Consider the following 15,361-nt stretch of genomic DNA (forward strand, 5'->3'; position numbering starts at 1 on the left):
ACCAGAGTTACGGCGGCCATAGCGAAAGGGAAACACCCGGTCCCATCCCGAACCCGGAAGTTAAGCCTTTCAGCGCCGATGGTACTGCACCCGCAAGAGTGTGGGAGAGTAGGACGCCGCCGGACCTCACCTTCAGTAGGGGCCGACCCGTGCCGGGTCGGCCCCTACTATATTTTCAACACACAGGTACACAGAGAGCCGGCCGGACAGGCAGGCGGCAGGACCAGCGCAACATGGCCGTGAGGAAGAGGATCGTGGCAGACCAGCGTGGCAAGGGCGGCGTCGGCCGGGGCGGCCGCGGCGGCGAAGGAGCCGGCCGCGGTCGAGCTGGCCGCTCGGGCGAGGCCCGTGGCCGTTCGGAGCGAGGCCGTTCGGAGCGAGGCGGTCAGGACCGATCCTCCGGCGGTCGTGGGAACGCGCGCACCGGCGCAGACGGGGGCCGGCGTGGCGCCGACGCGAGATCGGGAGAGCCACGCGGCGCTCGGCAGGGTCGTCCCGGGGCGAGCGGGGGTCGGCCCGGCGGAAACCGCAAGCCGCGGACGTCGGCGCCGAGCCGGGAGGAGAAGCCGGCGCGAAGCGCCGACCAGCGGGCGTACGACGGCCCGGATCTGCCGGAGGACGTAACCGGCAAGGAACTGGACCGTTCGATCGCGGTACAGCTTCGTGGTCTCCCGGAGAAGCTCGCCTCGCGGATCGCACGCCACCTGGTGGCCGCCGGCAGGTTCATCGACTCTGACCCGGAGCTCGCCTACCAGCACGCGAAGGCGGCCAAGGCGCGGACACAGCGTGTGGCGGTAATCCGGGAGGCACTCGGCGAGGCGGCGTACGCGGCCGGCCACTATGCCGAGGCGCTCGCGGAGCTGCGGGCGGCGAAGCGGATGAACGGGGCCACCGCATATCTGCCGATCATGGCGGACTGTCATCGCGCGCTCGGGCACCCCGAGCAGGCCATCAAGCTCGCCCACAGCCCTTCGGTGGGCGGTTTCCCGCCCGAGGCGAAGGCGGAGATGACGATCGTGGAGGCGGGCGCCCGACGCGACATGGGCGAGCTCGACTCCGCGTTGCGGGTGCTGGAGCAGGCGCCGCTGCAGAGCAAGAGCCGGGCGCCGTGGGTCGTCCGGCTCCGTTACGCCTATGCCGACACGCTGGCGGCCGCCGGCCGGACCACCGATGCGCTCACCTGGTTCCACCGGACGCACGCGATCGACGCGGACGAGCTCACCGACGCGGCGGCGCGAGCGGCGGCACTGGAGCAGCAGGACACCTGAGCCCGGACGCGGCCGTCTCGGACGGCCACCGGGATGCCCGGGCGCGCCGGAGAACTGGTATCTGCGCGCCACATGGGTCACAATAGACACAACAACTACATCTGTGTGGTGACTGGGATCCGCGTTCCACCATCGAGCCCGCTGGGGAAGGCGTAGCTCGCGCCGGAACGAAGGAGACCGAACGGTGACCGCACACATCGACACACTTGGCGTGACCCGCACCGCAACCCGGGGCGTGCTCTACGTGCACTCTGCGCCCTCGGCGCTCTGCCCGCACGTGGAGTGGGCCGTGGGCGGTGTCCTGGGTCTTGCCGTCAACCTCGAATGGACCCCGCAGCCCGCCCAGGCCGGCACCTATCGGGCCGAGCTCTCCTGGAGCGGTGCGGTCGGGTCGGCGGCGGCTGTCGCCTCCGCGCTGAAGGGCTGGAACCTGCTCCGCTTCGAGATCACCGAGGAGCCCACCTCGGTGTCCGAGGGCGCTCGGTTCTCCTACACGCCGGAGCTCGGCGTCTTCCATGCGGTCACCGGACTGCATGGCGACATCATGATCCCCGAGGATCGGCTCAAGGCCGCCGTGGTGAAGGCCGCGCTGGGCGACACCACGCTCAACTTGGAGATCGACAAGCTGCTCGGCAAGCCGTGGGACGACGAGTTGGAGACCTTCCGGCACGCCGGCGAGGGCGCGCCGGTGCGCTGGCTGCATCAGGTCGTGTAGCGAACCGGGTACGTCGTAGGTCAGAACAGTGAGAGCCGCGCGGTCGATGACGACCGCGCGGCTCTTGCTGCTCTCGACCCGGGTGCTCAGATGCTGCCGAACACCACCGCGACGTTGGCGCCGCCGAAGCCGAAGGAGTTGTTCAGCGCGGCGATGTCGCCGGTCGGCAGCTCCCGTGGCTTGGTGGCGATGTCGAGCTCCACCTGGGGATCCTGATGGTCCAGATTGATCGTCGGGGGAGCGAGCCGGTGGTGGAGGGCCTTGATGGTCGCGATCGACTCCACCGCCCCGGCGCCGCCGAGCAGGTGCCCGGTCATCGACTTGGTCCCCGAGACGACCACCTGGTCGACGTGGGCGCCCAGGGTCGCGTGCAGCATCAGGCCCTCGGCGATGTCACCCTGGGGGGTGGAGGTGGCGTGCGCGTTGACATGCACGATGGAAGCCGGGTCGATGTCCCCGTCGCGCAGCGCACCACTGATCGCACGACTGCCGCCGCGGCCGGCGGGATCCGGCTGGGCGATGTCGTGGGCGTCCGCGCTGATCCCGGTGCCGAGGACCTCGGCGTAGATCCGGGCACCGCGAGCCTGGGCATGCTCCAGACTCTCCAGCACCAGTACGCCGGCGCCCTCGCCGAGCACGAAGCCGTCCCGCGCGGTGTCCCACGGCCGGCTGACGGTGGTCGGGTCCCCATCGTTCTTGGACAGCGCCATCATGTTGGCGAACGCCGCGATCGGCAGTGGGTGGATGGCTGCCTCGGTGCCGCCGGCGAGGACGACGTCGGCCCGGCCCAGACGGATCTGGTCGGTCGCCAGCGCCACGCCCTCCGCCCCCGACGCACAGGCCGAGACGGGGGTCTGGGCAGCGGCCCGGGCGCCGTAGGTCAGGCTGATGTTCGCGGCTGGAGCGTTCGGCATGAGCATCGGCACCGCCAGCGGGCTCACCCGCCGGGGTCCCTTCTCCAGCAGGGTGTCGTAGTTGGACAGCAGCGTGGTGACCCCACCGATCCCGGACGCGAACGCGACGCCGACACGGTCACCGTCGAGCCCGGCCTCGCTCGCCGTACCCTCGAAGCCGGCGTCGGCCCAGGCCTCGGCGGCCGCGATCAGGGCGAACTGAGCCGATCGGTCCAGTCGGCGGGCCTTGACCCGGTCGAGGATCTCGCTGGGCTCCACCGCGATCCGGCCGGCGATCTTGACCGGCATCGACTCGGCCCAGTCATCGGTCAGTCGCCGCACCCCGGAGCGCCCGGCCTGCAGGCCCTCCCAGGTGGTCGCGACGTCCCCGCCGACCGGGTTGGTGGTGCCCATCCCGGTCACGACGACACGTGTACGGCTCATCAGTTTCTCCGCTGACTCGTTCGAGACTCGCTCGAGGGTTGGTGGGGTCGCTCGCCGGGCTCAGCCCTGGGCGCGCTCGATGAAGGCGACGGCGTCGCCGACGGTCTTGAGGTTCTTGACCTCCTCGTCGGGGATGGAGACGCCGAACTTCTCCTCGGCCGCGACGACGACCTCGACCATCGAAAGGGAGTCGACATCGAGGTCGTCGACGAAGGACTTGTCGAGTTGGACGTCGGCGACATCGATGCCGGCGACCTCGTTGACGATCTCGGCGAGGTCGGCGCGGATCTCTTCGGTGGTGGCCATCTGGGGATGTTCCTCTCTGGTTGGTACTGCGTGGTGGGTGATGCTGAACCCGAGGTCGCCTCTGCCGAACGGCGGAGGACACCAGGCTCAAACTAGTGGGAAACCGAGTGAATCAGAACCCGGGCCCGGCGAGGGTCATGGAACGACGATCACCTGGGCGGCGTAGACCAGTCCGGCGCCGAAGGCGATGAAGAGTGCCGTCTCGCCCGACGTCGCCCTGCCCTCGGCGATCATCCGGTCCAGCGCGAGCGGGATGGAGGCCGCCGAGGTGTTGCCCATCTCGGCGATATCGCGAGCGATCTTGACGCTCTCGGGCAGCTTCATCGAGCGGGCGAGCGCATCGATGATGCGCATGTTGGCCTGGTGCGGGACGAAGCAGTCGAGCTGGTCGGCGGTGATCCCGGCCCGGTCCAGTGCCTCCTGGCCGATCTTGGCCATCGCGAAGGAGGCCCACCGGAAGACCGGATTGCCGTCCATGGCGAGGTAGGGCAGCCCCTTCTCGGCGGCGGTGCCCCAGGTCAGCCAGTCGACGTTCTGGGTGATCAGCTCGGCTCGCTCGCCCTCCGAGCCCCACACCACCGGGCCGATGCCCGGGGTCTCGCTCGGGCCGACCACCACCGCACCGGCGCCGTCGGCGAAGATGAACGCCGTCCCGCGGTCGTGCAGGTTGGTGAGATCGGAGAGCCGCTCCACGCCGATCACCAGCACGTGCCGGGCGCTGCCGCCGCGGATGAAGTCGGAGGCCATCGAGATGCCGTGACAGAAGCCGGCGCAGGCCGCGGAGATGTCGAAGGCGGCCGGGTGGTCGGTACCGAGCTCGGCCGCGATGCTGGTGGCGATCGCGGGGGTCTGTCGCATGTGGCTGACGGTGGCGACGAGGACGCAGTCGATCTCGGCGGGCTCGACCCCGGCCCGCTCCATCGCGGAACGAGCGGCGGCGACCGACATCATCTGGACCGTCTCCTCCGGTGTGGCCCAGCGGCGTTCGACGATGCCCGAACGCGTCCTGATCCACTCGTCGCTGGAGTCGATCGCCTCCACCAGTTCGGCGTTCGGCACCACCCGTGAGGGCCGGTAGCTGCCCACGCCCAGGATCCGTGCGTGTGCGGCACCCGTGGGTGCGGAGATGGTGGTCATCGGTTTGCTTCCTGGGAGGTGGCGTGCGCGGTGCAGAAGGCCCGGGCGTCCTCGAGTTGGTCGGGCGTCTTGAGCGCGAACGACTCCACGCCCTTGAGTGCCCGCTTGGCGATGCCGGTCAGGGTCCCCGCGGGCGGCAGCTCGAGCAGCCCGGTCACGCCGAGCTCTCGCATGGTGTCCATGCACAGGTCCCAGCGCACCGGGCTCGCGATCTGGCCCACGATCCGGACGAGCACCTCCGGGCCGGAGTCGACGACCCGGCCGTCACGATTGGACAGGATCGCGGTCCTCGGCGTCGCGGTGCTCACGCTTCGGGCGAGCCGCTCGAGTCGGCCGACCGCCGGCGCCATGTGGGTGGTGTGGAACGCGCCGGCCACGCTGAGCGGCACCAGCCGGGCGCGGCTGGGCGGTTCCTCGGCGAACGCCGCAAGCTGCTCCATCGTGCCGGCCGCCACGATCTGTCCGGGGCCGTTGTCGTTCGCCGGCGTCAGGCCATGGGTCTCGATCGCGGCCAGGACGTCCTCGCGCACGCCTCCCAGCACCGCCGTCATCCCGGTGGCGGTCGCCGCGGCGGCCTCGGCCATCGCCCTGCCGCGCTCGCGGACCAGGACCATCGCCTGCTCGGCGCTCAACGCCTCCGAGATCGCGGCGGCCGCCAGCTCCCCGACGCTGTGACCGGCCACCGCGCCGACCTGCTCGAGCCAGATCCGGCCCTCGGGCGTGAGCGGCAGCAGACTGCCGGCGGCGGCCAGTGCGGTGGCCACCAGCAGCGGTTGAGCGATCTCGGTGGCTCGGATCGTGTCGGCATCGGCGTCGGTGCCGTAGTGCACCAGATCCATGTCGGCGACGCTGGCGAGCCACTCCAGCCGCGCGGCGAAGGCCTGGTCTTCGAGCCAGGGCGTGAGGAAACCGGGGGTCTGGGCTCCCTGTCCGGGGGCGACGATGACGAGCACGGGGTCCACTCTGTCGGAACCACCGGGCGACTTCACCTTCGCCACGCACGAATAGCCGAGGGCCGTTTTGTAGGAGTCCTACAAAACGGTGGTGCGGATCACCGTGCGGAACGGGTCAGCCGGGCCGCCGTGCGTCCGAGGCGCGGGTGGACTGGCGGCCGAGCACCAGGGCCATCCGCAGCACGAACGCGTCGCGCGGCTGGGTCGGGGTGTAGCCGGTCAACTCGGCGACCTGGCGGAGCCGGTAGCGGATGGTGTTGGGGTGCACGAAGAGATCGCGCGCGCTGGCCTCCAGCGAGCCGCCGGCCGAGAAGTACGCCGACAGGGTCTCGATCAGGGTGCTGCGAGCATCGACCAGGGGGGCGTAGACGGCCTCGACCAGGTGTCGCCGGGCATGGCCGTCGCCGGTGAGCACCCGCTCGGGCAGGTACTCCTCGCTCAGGGCGGGTCGCGGCGCATCCGGCCACCCGGCGGCCGCTCGGTAGGCGGCGAGCGCACCCCGCGCCGAGACCTGCGCCTGGGCCAGGCCCGCGACGACCGGACCGGCCACCACCGGGCCATCGCCGAACAGGTCGGTCACCGCCTGCGCGGCCACACGGGCATCGCTCGCTCCCCCCAGTACGACGACCAGCCGGTCACCCTGGACGGCACAGAGCGCCTCCAGGTCGACGCCCCGAGCCCGGCGCCTGACCTGCTCGAAGAGATCCTCGCGCAGGCTCGCGTCGGCCGGCTGGACGGGCGCGCTGCCGAGCACCACGCTCACCGGTCGGCGTACGTCCCAGCCCAGCGCGCTGGCCCGGGAGAGCACCACCTCGTCCGGCTCGGCGCGCAGCATCGCATCCACCACCAGCGCCTCCAGTCGGGCGTCCCAGGCCCCCCGCTGCTCGGCGGCTCGGGCGTAGACCTCGGCGGTGGCGAAGGCGATCTCGCGGGCATATCGGTCGACGGCGGCGTGCACGTCGCGAGCGTCATCGGGAGCGACCAGGTCGTCGACGTTCTCCTCGACCACCTCGATGGAGAGGCGGATCAGGTCGACGGTCTGCTGCAACGTGATGAGGCCGGTCAGGGTCCGCGGAGCCACGCCGAACATCGTCGCGGCCAGGTCCGACTTCGCGGCACCGGTGTCGGCGCCGTCGGCGTACCACTGCAAGAACTCCCGGATGCCGGCCGAGACGACCATCCCGACCAGCGACCGGTCGTGGGCGGAGAGCTCCCGGAACCACGACATCTCGGTGTCCATCCGGGCGGTCGCCGCCGTGGAGAGCGTGCCGGTGGCGCGTTGCAGTCGCGAGACACCGCGACGGCGCGCGTCGGCCGGGGTGGAATCCATCAGGGGATCTTCCCACGGGAGCGCGGATTGCCGTGACGCGCGGCCTCCGGCGTGGTTGAATCGTTGATCCATCAACAGTCAGACTCCCAAGCAATGGCCCACCGACCGGAACGGAGCACACGATGAGCCCGCGGCGCGATCCGTATGCCACCCGGTTCCAGACGATCCACGGCCACCGCCGGGCCTACGTCCTCGCCGGTCGCCGGCTCGGCACCGCGCCGGTCCTGCTCCTGCTGCACGGCCTGGCCTGCGACCATCACGACTGGGATCCGGTGCTGGCTCGGCTGGCCGATCGCTACACCGTGCTGGCTCCCGACCTGCTCGGCCACGGCGAGTCCGCCAAGCCGCGCGCGGACTACACCCTGGGTGCCTATGCCAACGGCATGCGGGATCTGCTGACGGTGCTCGGCATCGACACCGTCACCGTGGTGGGCCACAGCTTCGGCGGGGGAGTGGCGATGCAGTTCGCCTATCAGTTCCCGGAGCGGACCGAGCGTCTCGTACTGGTCGATCCGGGCGGCCTCGGTCCCGAGGTGACGCCGCTGATCAAGGCGATAGGCCTCTCGGTCTTCGAGCCGGTGGCGGCGCTGCTGACGCTTCCCGGGCTGCGACAGCTGAACGTCGCCGCGCTGCGGGCGCTGGCGCCGCTCGGCGGTGCGCGGACCCACGACCTGGACGAGGTCGCGCGCATCCTCGACTCCTTCAAGGACCGGGAGACCCGCGCCGCGATGCACCGGCTGGTGGTCTCGGTGATCGACCGGCACGGCCAGGTGATCTCGATGCGAGATCGCGCCTACCTGACCGAGTCGATGCCACTGGCGGTCATCTGGGGAGCCGCGGACCGGGTCATCCCCGCCTCGCACGCCGAGATCGCCGCGGAGATCGCACCGAAGGCGGAGGTCACGGTGATCCCTGACGCCGGGCACTTCCCGCACAAGGACAAGCCGGAGGAGTTCGTGGCGATCCTGGAGGAGTTCGTCTCCTCCACCCGAGCGGCCACCTACTCGCGGGCCCGCTGGCGGCGGCTGCTGAAGAGCGGTGGCGCGCCGTCCGCTCCGCTGGCCGCGGTCCAGGACGAGGGCGCGACCGCTTGAGTCGCCGAGCAGGCGCTCATGACGAGCGCTTGCTCGGCGTCGGCTCGAGCGGCCGGCCCGGCCGGGTCAGGCGTCGCCGCCCTCCTGGGCGACTCCCTGAGCAGAGGTCGGGTCGTCGATCCGGTAGGTCGCGAACGCCTTCTCCACCAGCGAGCGGTCGATCGAGCCGGCGTCGGCGAGCGCCTGCAGCGCCTGGACCACCACCGACTGGGCGTCGATCTCGAAGAACCGCCGGGCGGCCGGGCGGGTGTCGGCGAAGCCGAAGCCGTCCGCGCCGAGCACCCGGTAGTCGGCCGGCACCCAGCGCGCGATCTGCAGCGGTACCGCGCGCATGAAGTCCGAGACCGCGATCACCGGGTCGGAGCTGCCGCCGAGCCGATCGGCGACGTACGCCGTCCGGGCCGGCTCGCCGGGGTGGTTGAGGTTCCACTTCTCCGCCGCCACGCCGTCGCGAGCGAGCTCGTTCCACGACGTCACCGACCAGAGGTCCGCCTGGACGCCCCACTCGTCGCGGAGGATGCGGGCGGCCTCGTCGACCCAGGGGAACCCGACGCCGGAGGCGAGCAGACGCACCCGGGGCCCTCCGTCACCCTCGCCGACCGAGACCCGGTGGAATCCCTTGAGGATGCCCTCGACATCGACGTCCTCGGGCTCCTTGGGCTGGGCGACCGGCTCGTTGTAGACGGTGAGGTAGAAGATCACGTCCTCGCCGTGCGGGTTCGCCTCGTCCGAGCCGTACATCCGCTCCAGCCCCGACTTCATGATGTGGCTGATCTCGTAGGCGAAGGCCGGGTCATAGTGCACCACCGCGGGGTTGGTCGCCGCGAGCAGCGGACTGTGCCCGTCCGCGTGCTGCAGTCCCTCGCCGGTCAGGGTGGTGCGGCCGGCGGTGGCGCCCACCAGGAACCCGCGCGACATCTGGTCGGCCATCGCCCAGATCGAGTCACCGGTGCGCTGGAAGCCGAACATCGAGTAGAAGATGTAGAACGGGATCATCGCCACGCCGTGGGTGGCGTACGCCGACCCGGCGGCGGTGGCCGAGGCCATCGCGCCCGCCTCGGAGATGCCCTCGTGCAGCATCTGGCCGTTGGTGGCCTCCTTGTAGGAGAGCAACAACTTGCGGTCGACCGACTCGTAGGTCTGACCACCGGGGTTGTAGACCTTCGCGGACGGGAACATCGAGTCCATCCCGAAGGTGCGGTACTCGTCCGGCGCGATCGGCACGATCCGGTTGCCGATCTCCGGGTCCTTCATCCAGTCCTTGAGCAGCCGGACGATGGCCATCGTGGTGGCGATCTTGTTCTTCCCCGAGCCCTGCTTGAGCTCGTCGTACACGCCGTCCGGCGGCAGGGTGAGCGGGGCGGCCCGCAGCACGCGTCGCGGGATCGAGCCACCGAGCTGGTGGCGGCGCTCCTGCATGTACTGGATCTCGGGCGAGTCCGGACCCGGGTTGAAGAACGGTGCCGCACCGGTCGACTCGTAGGTCTGCTCCAGCTCCTTGTCGGAGATCGGCAGGTAGAGCCGGTCGCGGAACTTCTTCAGGTCCGCCATGGTCAGCTTCTTCATCTGGTGGGTGGCGTTCTTGCCCTCCAGGGCGTCGATCGTCCACCCCTTGATGGTGTGCGCCAGGATCACCGTCGGCTGGCCGACGTGCTTGCTGGCCGCATCGAAGGCGGCGTACACCTTGCGGTAGTCGTGGCCGCCGCGGGGGAGCTTGCGGATCTGCTCGTCGCTCATCTGCTCGACCATCTTGCGCAGCCGCGGGTCGGAGCCGAAGAAGTTCTCCCGGACGTAGGCGCCGGACTCCACCGAGTAGGTCTGGAACTGGCCGTCGGGGGTGCTGTTCATCGTGTTGACCAGCACACCGTCCACGTCCTGGGCGAGCAGGTGGTCCCACTCGCGGCCCCAGATGACCTTGATGACGTTCCAGCCGGCGCCGCGGAAGTTGGCCTCCAGCTCCTGGATGATCTTGCCGTTGCCGGTGACCGGGCCGTCGAGCTGCTGCAGGTTGCAGTTGATCACCCAGGTCAGGTTGTCGAGCTCCTCGCGGGCGGCGATCCGGATCGCGCCCAGCGACTCGGGCTCGGCCATCTCGCCGTCGCCGAGGAACGCCCACACGTGCTGCTGGCTGGTGTCCTTGATGCCGCGGTTGGCCAGGTAGCGGTTGAAACGGGCCTGGTAGATCGAGTTGATCCCGGTCAGTCCCATCGACACCGTCGGGAACTCCCAGAAGTCCGGCATCGAGCGCGGGTGCGGGTAGGAGGAGAGACCGGCGTGCGGGCCGTGCTGCACCTCCTGACGGAAGTGGAAGAGCTGCTCCTCGGTGAGGCGACCCTCGAGGAACGCGCGCGCGTAGATGCCGGGCGAGGCGTGGCCCTGGATGTAGATCTGGTCGCCGCCGCCCGGGTGGTCCTTGCCGCGGAAGAAGTGGTTGAAGCCGACCTCGTACAGGCTGGCCGAGGACTGGTACGTCGCGATGTGGCCGCCCACCTCGAGGCCCTTGCGGTTGGCGCTGGAGACCATCACGGCGGCGTTCCACCGGATGAAGGCGCGCACCCGGCGCTCGATGTCCTCATCGCCCGGGAACCACGGCTCGCGCTCGGGCGGGATGGTGTTGATGTAGTCGGTGCTGCGCAGGGCGGGCACGCCGACGTTCATCTCGCGCGCGCGCTCCAGCAGGCGCAGCATCACGTAACGAGCGCGCTCACGCCCGTTGGACTCGATCAGCGAGTCGAACGAGCCGAGCCACTCCTGGGTCTCCTCCGGGTCGATGTCGGGGAGCTGAGTCGGCAAGCCCTCGTGGATGACGGTGGGCTGGGATGTCCCGGTGCCGGAAGTGGGGGTGGATTCTTCGGTCACGATGCCCATCGTCGCACGCACCCGATGCGGCGGCGAACCCCTGGCTGCGCTACTGGTCAGTACGGCGGAGGCGATCATCGGACGCCGGGTCTGCCCGCGCTGTGAGATCGGGCATGTCGGGGTTGCCAGCAGCGCCGATGTCCGGTGGACTACTCATCACGCTCCGGACGTACGCGCGCCCGGAGTTCTGCGACCGCTACTGGAAGGACGACAGGTGAGCTCGACCGCGGCCACTGGGCCTGCGGACCGGCTGGGCTTCAAGCCCGGCATGGTCATTCAGGAGCTGGGCTGGGACAACGACACCGACGACGAGCTCCGGGTCGCGATCGAGGATGCGATCGACGCCGACCTCGTCGACGGCGACCACGGCAACGTCGTGGACGCCGTCATCTTGTGGTGGCGTGACGAGGACGGCGACCTGGTCGACGGGCTGGTCGACGCTCTCACCGACCTCGTCGGCGGCGGGGCCATCTGGCTGCTGACCCCGAAGGTCGGCCGTCCCGGATCCGTCGATCCCGCCGACATCGCCGAGGCCGCTCCCATCGCGGGCCTGGCACAGACCACGACCGCAACGGTGAGCAACGACTGGATGGCGACCAAGCTGTTGGCGCCCAAGTCGGTCGCGTGAGGACGCCGACGCTGCGTCGTGGAGCCGTGCTGAGCAGGACCCGCTCGGCGGCAGCGGGGCTCAGGATCCTGGCCGCCTCCGGCATCGTGCGGCCGTTCTCGCCCGTCGTACTGGCCCAGCTGGTCCGCATCGTCCGGGAATGGGGGACCGGTCCGGCCGGCGGGTTCCTCAGCCTCGCGGTTCGCTACCCCGAGCGCGTCGGCATCATCGACGATCTGGGCTCGGTGACCTACGGCGAGCTCGAGGAGCGCGGCAACGCGCTCGCCCGGGCCCTCGCCGACCGTGGCGTCGGGGTCGGTGACGGGGTCGCGATCATGTGCCGCAACCACCGCTACTTCGTGGACGCGACGGTGGCGGCGGCCAAGCTGGGCGCCGACGCCCTCTACCTCAACACCGCGTTCGCGGCGCCCCAGCTGGCCGGCGTCCTGGAGCGCGAGCGGCCGCGGGCGGTGATCTGCGACGAGGAGTTCCTCGATGTGCTGGCCGACACCGGGGACGCCGTACGCCTGCTGGCCTGGACCGACGGATCCACCGGGCCCGACCGCCGGTTCGAGACGCTCGAGGCGCTGATCGATCTCGGCGACCCGTCGCCGATGCCGGTCCCGCCGCGGCACGGCCGCGTGATCATCCTGACCTCGGGCACCACCGGTACGCCGAAGGGCGCACCGCGCACCGAGGCGGGCATCGACGCCGCCGTCGCGCTGCTCTCCCGGATGCCGCTGCGGGAGGGCTGGCGCACCCACATCGCCGCTCCGATGTTCCATACCTGGGGCATCGCCCATCTGCTGCTGGCGATGCTGTTGGGCTCGACGATGGTGCTCCGCCGGCGCTTCGACCCGGAGGACGCCCTGGCGACCATCGCGGCGCAGCGGTGCGAGTCGGCGGCGGTCATTCCGGTGATGATGCAGCGGATCCTGGCGCTGCCCGCCGAGACCCTGGCCGGCTACGACCTGTCCTCGCTCCGGGTGGTGGCGTCCTCGGGGTCGGCCCTGCCTGGCGACCTGGCGCTCGCCTGGATGGACCGATTCGGCGATCGGCTGTACAACGTGTACGGCTCCACCGAGGTCGCCTACGCCTCGATCGCCACGCCTGCCGACCTGCGTGCGGCGCCCACCTCGGCCGGTCGCCCGCCGTGGGGGACCCGGATCCGGATCCTCGACCCGGCCGGGCGGGAGCTTCCCGCCGGCGAGAGCGGGCGGATCTTCGTGGGCAACGGGCTGCTCTTCGAGGGCTACTCGGGCGGTGGTGGCAAGGAGGTCGTCGACGGGCTGATGTCCACCGGCGACCTCGGCCGGCTCGACCGCGACGGCCGGCTCCACGTCGAGGGTCGTGACGACGAGATGATCGTCTCGGGCGGGGAGAACGTCTTCCCCCAGGAGGTCGAGGACTGCCTGGTCCGGCATCCGGCGGTGGCCGAGGCCGCGGCCGTCGGGGTCGCCGACGAGCGGTTCGGGCAGCGTCTGAGAGCCTTCGTCGTGCTCGCCGACGCCGACGCCGCCGGCGACCGGATCGAGGAGGAGCTCAAGGACTGGGTCCGAGACCACCTCGCGCGGTTCAAGACCCCTCGCGAGATCCTGCTGCTCGACGAGCTGCCGCGCAACGCGACCGGGAAGGTGCTCAAGCGCGAGCTGCGGCACGGTGGGCAGGACGGGCGCGACGATCGCGACGGGCAGGACGATCGCGACGGGCAGGACCCAACCAACCAGAGTGAGGGATGATGGACGGACTGCGGATCGGTGGGCCGGCGCCCGACTTCACCCTGCGCGACCAGTTCGGTCAGCACGTGACGCTGTCGGAGTTCCGCGGCTCGAAGGCCGTGGTGATCTTCTTCTACCCGTTCGCCTTCTCCGGGGTGTGCACCGGGGAGATGGCCGGCATCCGGCAGCGGCTGGAGGAGTTCCTCACCTTCGACACCGAGGCGCTGGCCGTCTCCTGCGACCCGATGTTCTCGCTGCGGCAGTTCGCCGACGCCGAGGGGCTCAACTTCCCGCTGCTCTCCGACTTCTGGCCGCATGGCGAGGTGGCTCGGGCCTTCGACGTCTTCAACGAGCGCACCGGGGCGGCCCGCCGGTCGTCGTACGTCATCGATGCCGCGGGCACCGTGCGCTGGTCGGTGCACAACGCCAACGCGGACGGCCGGGATCTGGACGAGCATCTGCGCCAGCTCCGGGCAGCGGCCGACGCCGGATCGTAAAATCTTCATCGATCCTCCCGAATCGCTCCGGTGGCGGCTGTCGGTGCGCTATCGTTATCGACGTTGAGCCGCTGGTGACCCGAGACGCCGGCGGCTCAACTTCTATTTCGGCCCACGACGCGGCGTTTCGCCGGGCGGGCAACGGCTCGCGTAGTGTGTGCGGCGCTTCGGGCACATAGCTCAGTTGGTAGAGCGCGTCCCTTACAAGGACGATGTCAGGGGTTCGAGTCCCTTTGTGCCCACCCAACGTGGGATGCTCACACTTCCGACAAGAGAAGTGTGAGCATCCAACCCCGCCTGTGGTGCGTGGTCGTACTCGATCTGTCTGGCGGCGTGGTGGGCTGCAGGAGGCTTCGTCGTTTGTCACGGAGCTAGTCGCGTTCGACGGCGAGGGTGCCGTGCTCTTTCTTCGCTGCGGCGTGGAGGTCATCGAACTGGCGGGTGAGCAGAGCTGCCCGCCGATGTTGTGCTCGATCACGATGAGGCTCCCGTGCCCTGCGGCGGGACTGGCCGCGGCCCGCGGAGGATCGTCAGGTCACGGCGGGGTCGTGTTCGGCGAGGAACGCGCGAACCTGCTGGTGGGCGTCGGGGTTCCCGGCCCAGTAGGCGTGGCGTGCGCCGGGCAGCAGGGCGAGCCGTGCGTCCGGGATGCCCTGGGCGAGGATCTCGGCATTCGCCGGGACGGCGAGCTGGTCTTCGTCGCCGTGGACGACCAGGGTCGGCACGGTGACGGCGGAAGGTCGGGCCCGTCGTGCAGTGCGACCGCGGCGAGGTGATGTCTCATCGCCGCTGGCGAGGTCGGGGCGGGCATCACGCTGCCCGCTTCGGTCGCGTGCTCGGCGATCCACGCGTTGGGGTAGAACAGCGCCGTCAACGCGGCACCGCCCGTCGTCAACGCCTCTGACGCGTGGGCTGGGCGAGGGATGCTTCCCGGGTCGCCCACGGTTGTCGCTCCTAGCACGAGCGAGGCGACGCGGTCCGCGTGCTCGGCGCCGAGCCATTGCGCGATCCGCCCGCCCATCGAGTGGCCGTACACATGGGCGCGTGCGACACCGGCGGCATCCAGGACCGCGACGACGTCGCGGGCGAAGTCTCGCGTCGACCACGACGCCGGGAAGAGGTCGTCGCTGGAGCCCGTGCCACGGTGGTCGAACACGATCACCGTCCGCTCCTCGAAGTCGGCCGCGGCCGAGTCCCACCCGTGGTGATCCAGCGCCAGCCCCGCGACCAAGACCACCGGAAGTCCCGAGTCCTCAGAGCCAGGCCTGGCCGAGAACCACAACCTCGCTCCATCACCTGCCATCGCGTATGCCACGCGCTCATCGTCACACCGACCACCGACATCCCGCAGCGAGCACGTGACATCGAGTCAGGGGAACCCGCCGGGCGCGCCTCGATCCGTGCGTCGTGGGACCCGCGCCGACCTCTCGCGTCCGCCGCCGACCGCGTGGACGCCTTGGGCCACGACCACGAAGCTCTCACCTGGCTCCACGAGCTCGTCCTTGCCTGACGACGCGCTGTCATTCGCGAAGTTATACAA

Annotated in this window: 13 protein-coding genes, 1 tRNA gene, 1 rRNA gene and 1 pseudogene; 8 read left to right on the forward strand and 8 right to left on the reverse strand. The window is 70.4% G+C overall.

What is annotated here, in order from left to right; genetic code table 11:
- The first annotated feature begins 8 nt into the window (after positions 1-8).
- The 3 genes from rrf to QM638_RS03420 all read left to right on the forward strand — a co-directional run bounded on the left by rrf (position 9) and on the right by QM638_RS03420 (position 1,983).
- A 5S ribosomal RNA gene (rrf, locus tag QM638_RS03410) occupies positions 9-125 on the forward strand.
- Positions 126-254: 129 nt separating this feature from the next.
- Positions 255-1,268, forward strand: a complete 1,014-nt coding sequence (locus QM638_RS03415) for a tetratricopeptide repeat protein (RefSeq protein ID WP_415140533.1) — start codon at positions 255-257, stop codon at positions 1,266-1,268.
- A gap of 211 nt (positions 1,269-1,479) precedes the next feature.
- A complete protein-coding gene (locus tag QM638_RS03420; RefSeq protein ID WP_415140534.1) occupies positions 1,480-1,983 on the forward strand; it encodes a DUF3145 domain-containing protein in 504 nt (167 codons plus the stop codon).
- A gap of 86 nt (positions 1,984-2,069) precedes the next feature.
- On the opposite strand, the gene fabF is transcribed toward QM638_RS03420, so the two are convergent.
- The 5 genes from fabF to QM638_RS03445 form a co-directional block, all read right to left on the reverse strand.
- Positions 2,070-3,320 carry a beta-ketoacyl-ACP synthase II gene (gene fabF, locus QM638_RS03425; RefSeq protein ID WP_415140535.1) on the reverse strand — a complete coding sequence of 417 codons (1,251 nt, stop codon included), beginning with the start codon at positions 3,318-3,320 and terminating at the stop codon, positions 2,070-2,072.
- A 60-nt stretch (positions 3,321-3,380) separates the two neighbouring features.
- Entirely contained in the window at positions 3,381-3,626 is a 246-nt protein-coding gene (locus QM638_RS03430; protein WP_415140536.1) for an acyl carrier protein, read from the reverse strand.
- A gap of 135 nt (positions 3,627-3,761) precedes the next feature.
- Positions 3,762-4,763 carry a beta-ketoacyl-ACP synthase III gene (locus tag QM638_RS03435; RefSeq protein WP_415140537.1) on the reverse strand — a complete coding sequence of 334 codons (1,002 nt, stop codon included), beginning with the start codon at positions 4,761-4,763 and terminating at the stop codon, positions 3,762-3,764.
- Positions 4,760-5,716, reverse strand: a complete 957-nt coding sequence (locus QM638_RS03440; RefSeq protein WP_415140538.1) for an ACP S-malonyltransferase — start codon at positions 5,714-5,716, stop codon at positions 4,760-4,762. The genes QM638_RS03435 and QM638_RS03440 overlap by 4 nt, the downstream gene beginning before the upstream one ends.
- Positions 5,717-5,831: 115 nt before the next feature.
- A complete protein-coding gene (locus tag QM638_RS03445; protein ID WP_415140539.1) occupies positions 5,832-7,046 on the reverse strand; it encodes a PucR family transcriptional regulator in 1,215 nt (404 codons plus the stop codon).
- Positions 7,047-7,168: 122 nt separating this feature from the next.
- Between QM638_RS03445 and QM638_RS03450 the strand changes: the two genes are divergently transcribed.
- Complete coding sequence (locus QM638_RS03450; protein WP_415140540.1) at positions 7,169-8,140, forward strand: alpha/beta fold hydrolase; 972 nt, start codon at positions 7,169-7,171, stop codon at positions 8,138-8,140.
- A gap of 66 nt (positions 8,141-8,206) precedes the next feature.
- Here the strand turns inward: QM638_RS03450 and aceE are convergent, their stop codons facing one another.
- On the reverse strand, positions 8,207-10,945 hold the full coding sequence (aceE, locus tag QM638_RS03455) for a pyruvate dehydrogenase (acetyl-transferring), homodimeric type (RefSeq protein ID WP_415140566.1): 2,739 nt from the start codon (positions 10,943-10,945) through the stop codon (positions 8,207-8,209).
- 268 nt (positions 10,946-11,213) lie between these two features.
- On the opposite strand from aceE, the gene QM638_RS03460 reads away from it, so the two are divergent.
- From QM638_RS03460 to QM638_RS03475, 4 genes are all read left to right on the forward strand, one after another.
- Positions 11,214-11,627, forward strand: coding sequence for a DUF3052 domain-containing protein (locus QM638_RS03460; protein ID WP_415140541.1), 414 nt, complete (start codon positions 11,214-11,216; stop codon positions 11,625-11,627).
- Positions 11,624-13,345, forward strand: coding sequence for an AMP-binding protein (locus QM638_RS03465; protein WP_415140542.1), 1,722 nt, complete (start codon positions 11,624-11,626; stop codon positions 13,343-13,345). The genes QM638_RS03460 and QM638_RS03465 overlap by 4 nt, the downstream gene beginning before the upstream one ends.
- The gene (locus QM638_RS03470) at positions 13,345-13,821 is read left to right on the forward strand and encodes a peroxiredoxin (RefSeq protein WP_415140543.1); all 477 of its coding nucleotides are present in this window, start codon (positions 13,345-13,347) and stop codon (positions 13,819-13,821) included. The genes QM638_RS03465 and QM638_RS03470 overlap by 1 nt, the downstream gene beginning before the upstream one ends.
- Before the next feature lie 169 nt (positions 13,822-13,990).
- Positions 13,991-14,063 (forward strand) — tRNA-Val (locus QM638_RS03475).
- Between the two features lie 288 nt (positions 14,064-14,351).
- Here the strand turns inward: QM638_RS03475 and QM638_RS03480 are convergent.
- The gene (locus QM638_RS03480) at positions 14,352-14,546 is read right to left on the reverse strand and encodes an alpha/beta fold hydrolase (protein ID WP_415140568.1); all 195 of its coding nucleotides are present in this window, start codon (positions 14,544-14,546) and stop codon (positions 14,352-14,354) included.
- Between the two features lie 134 nt (positions 14,547-14,680).
- A pseudogene (locus tag QM638_RS03485) lies at positions 14,681-15,124 on the reverse strand (alpha/beta fold hydrolase); the annotation flags it as partial.
- Between the last annotated feature and the right edge of the window lie 237 nt (positions 15,125-15,361).

The sequence above is a fragment of the Nocardioides sp. genome (assembly GCF_047606145.1).
Taxonomy (GTDB): Bacteria; Actinomycetota; Actinomycetes; order Propionibacteriales; family Nocardioidaceae; genus Nocardioides.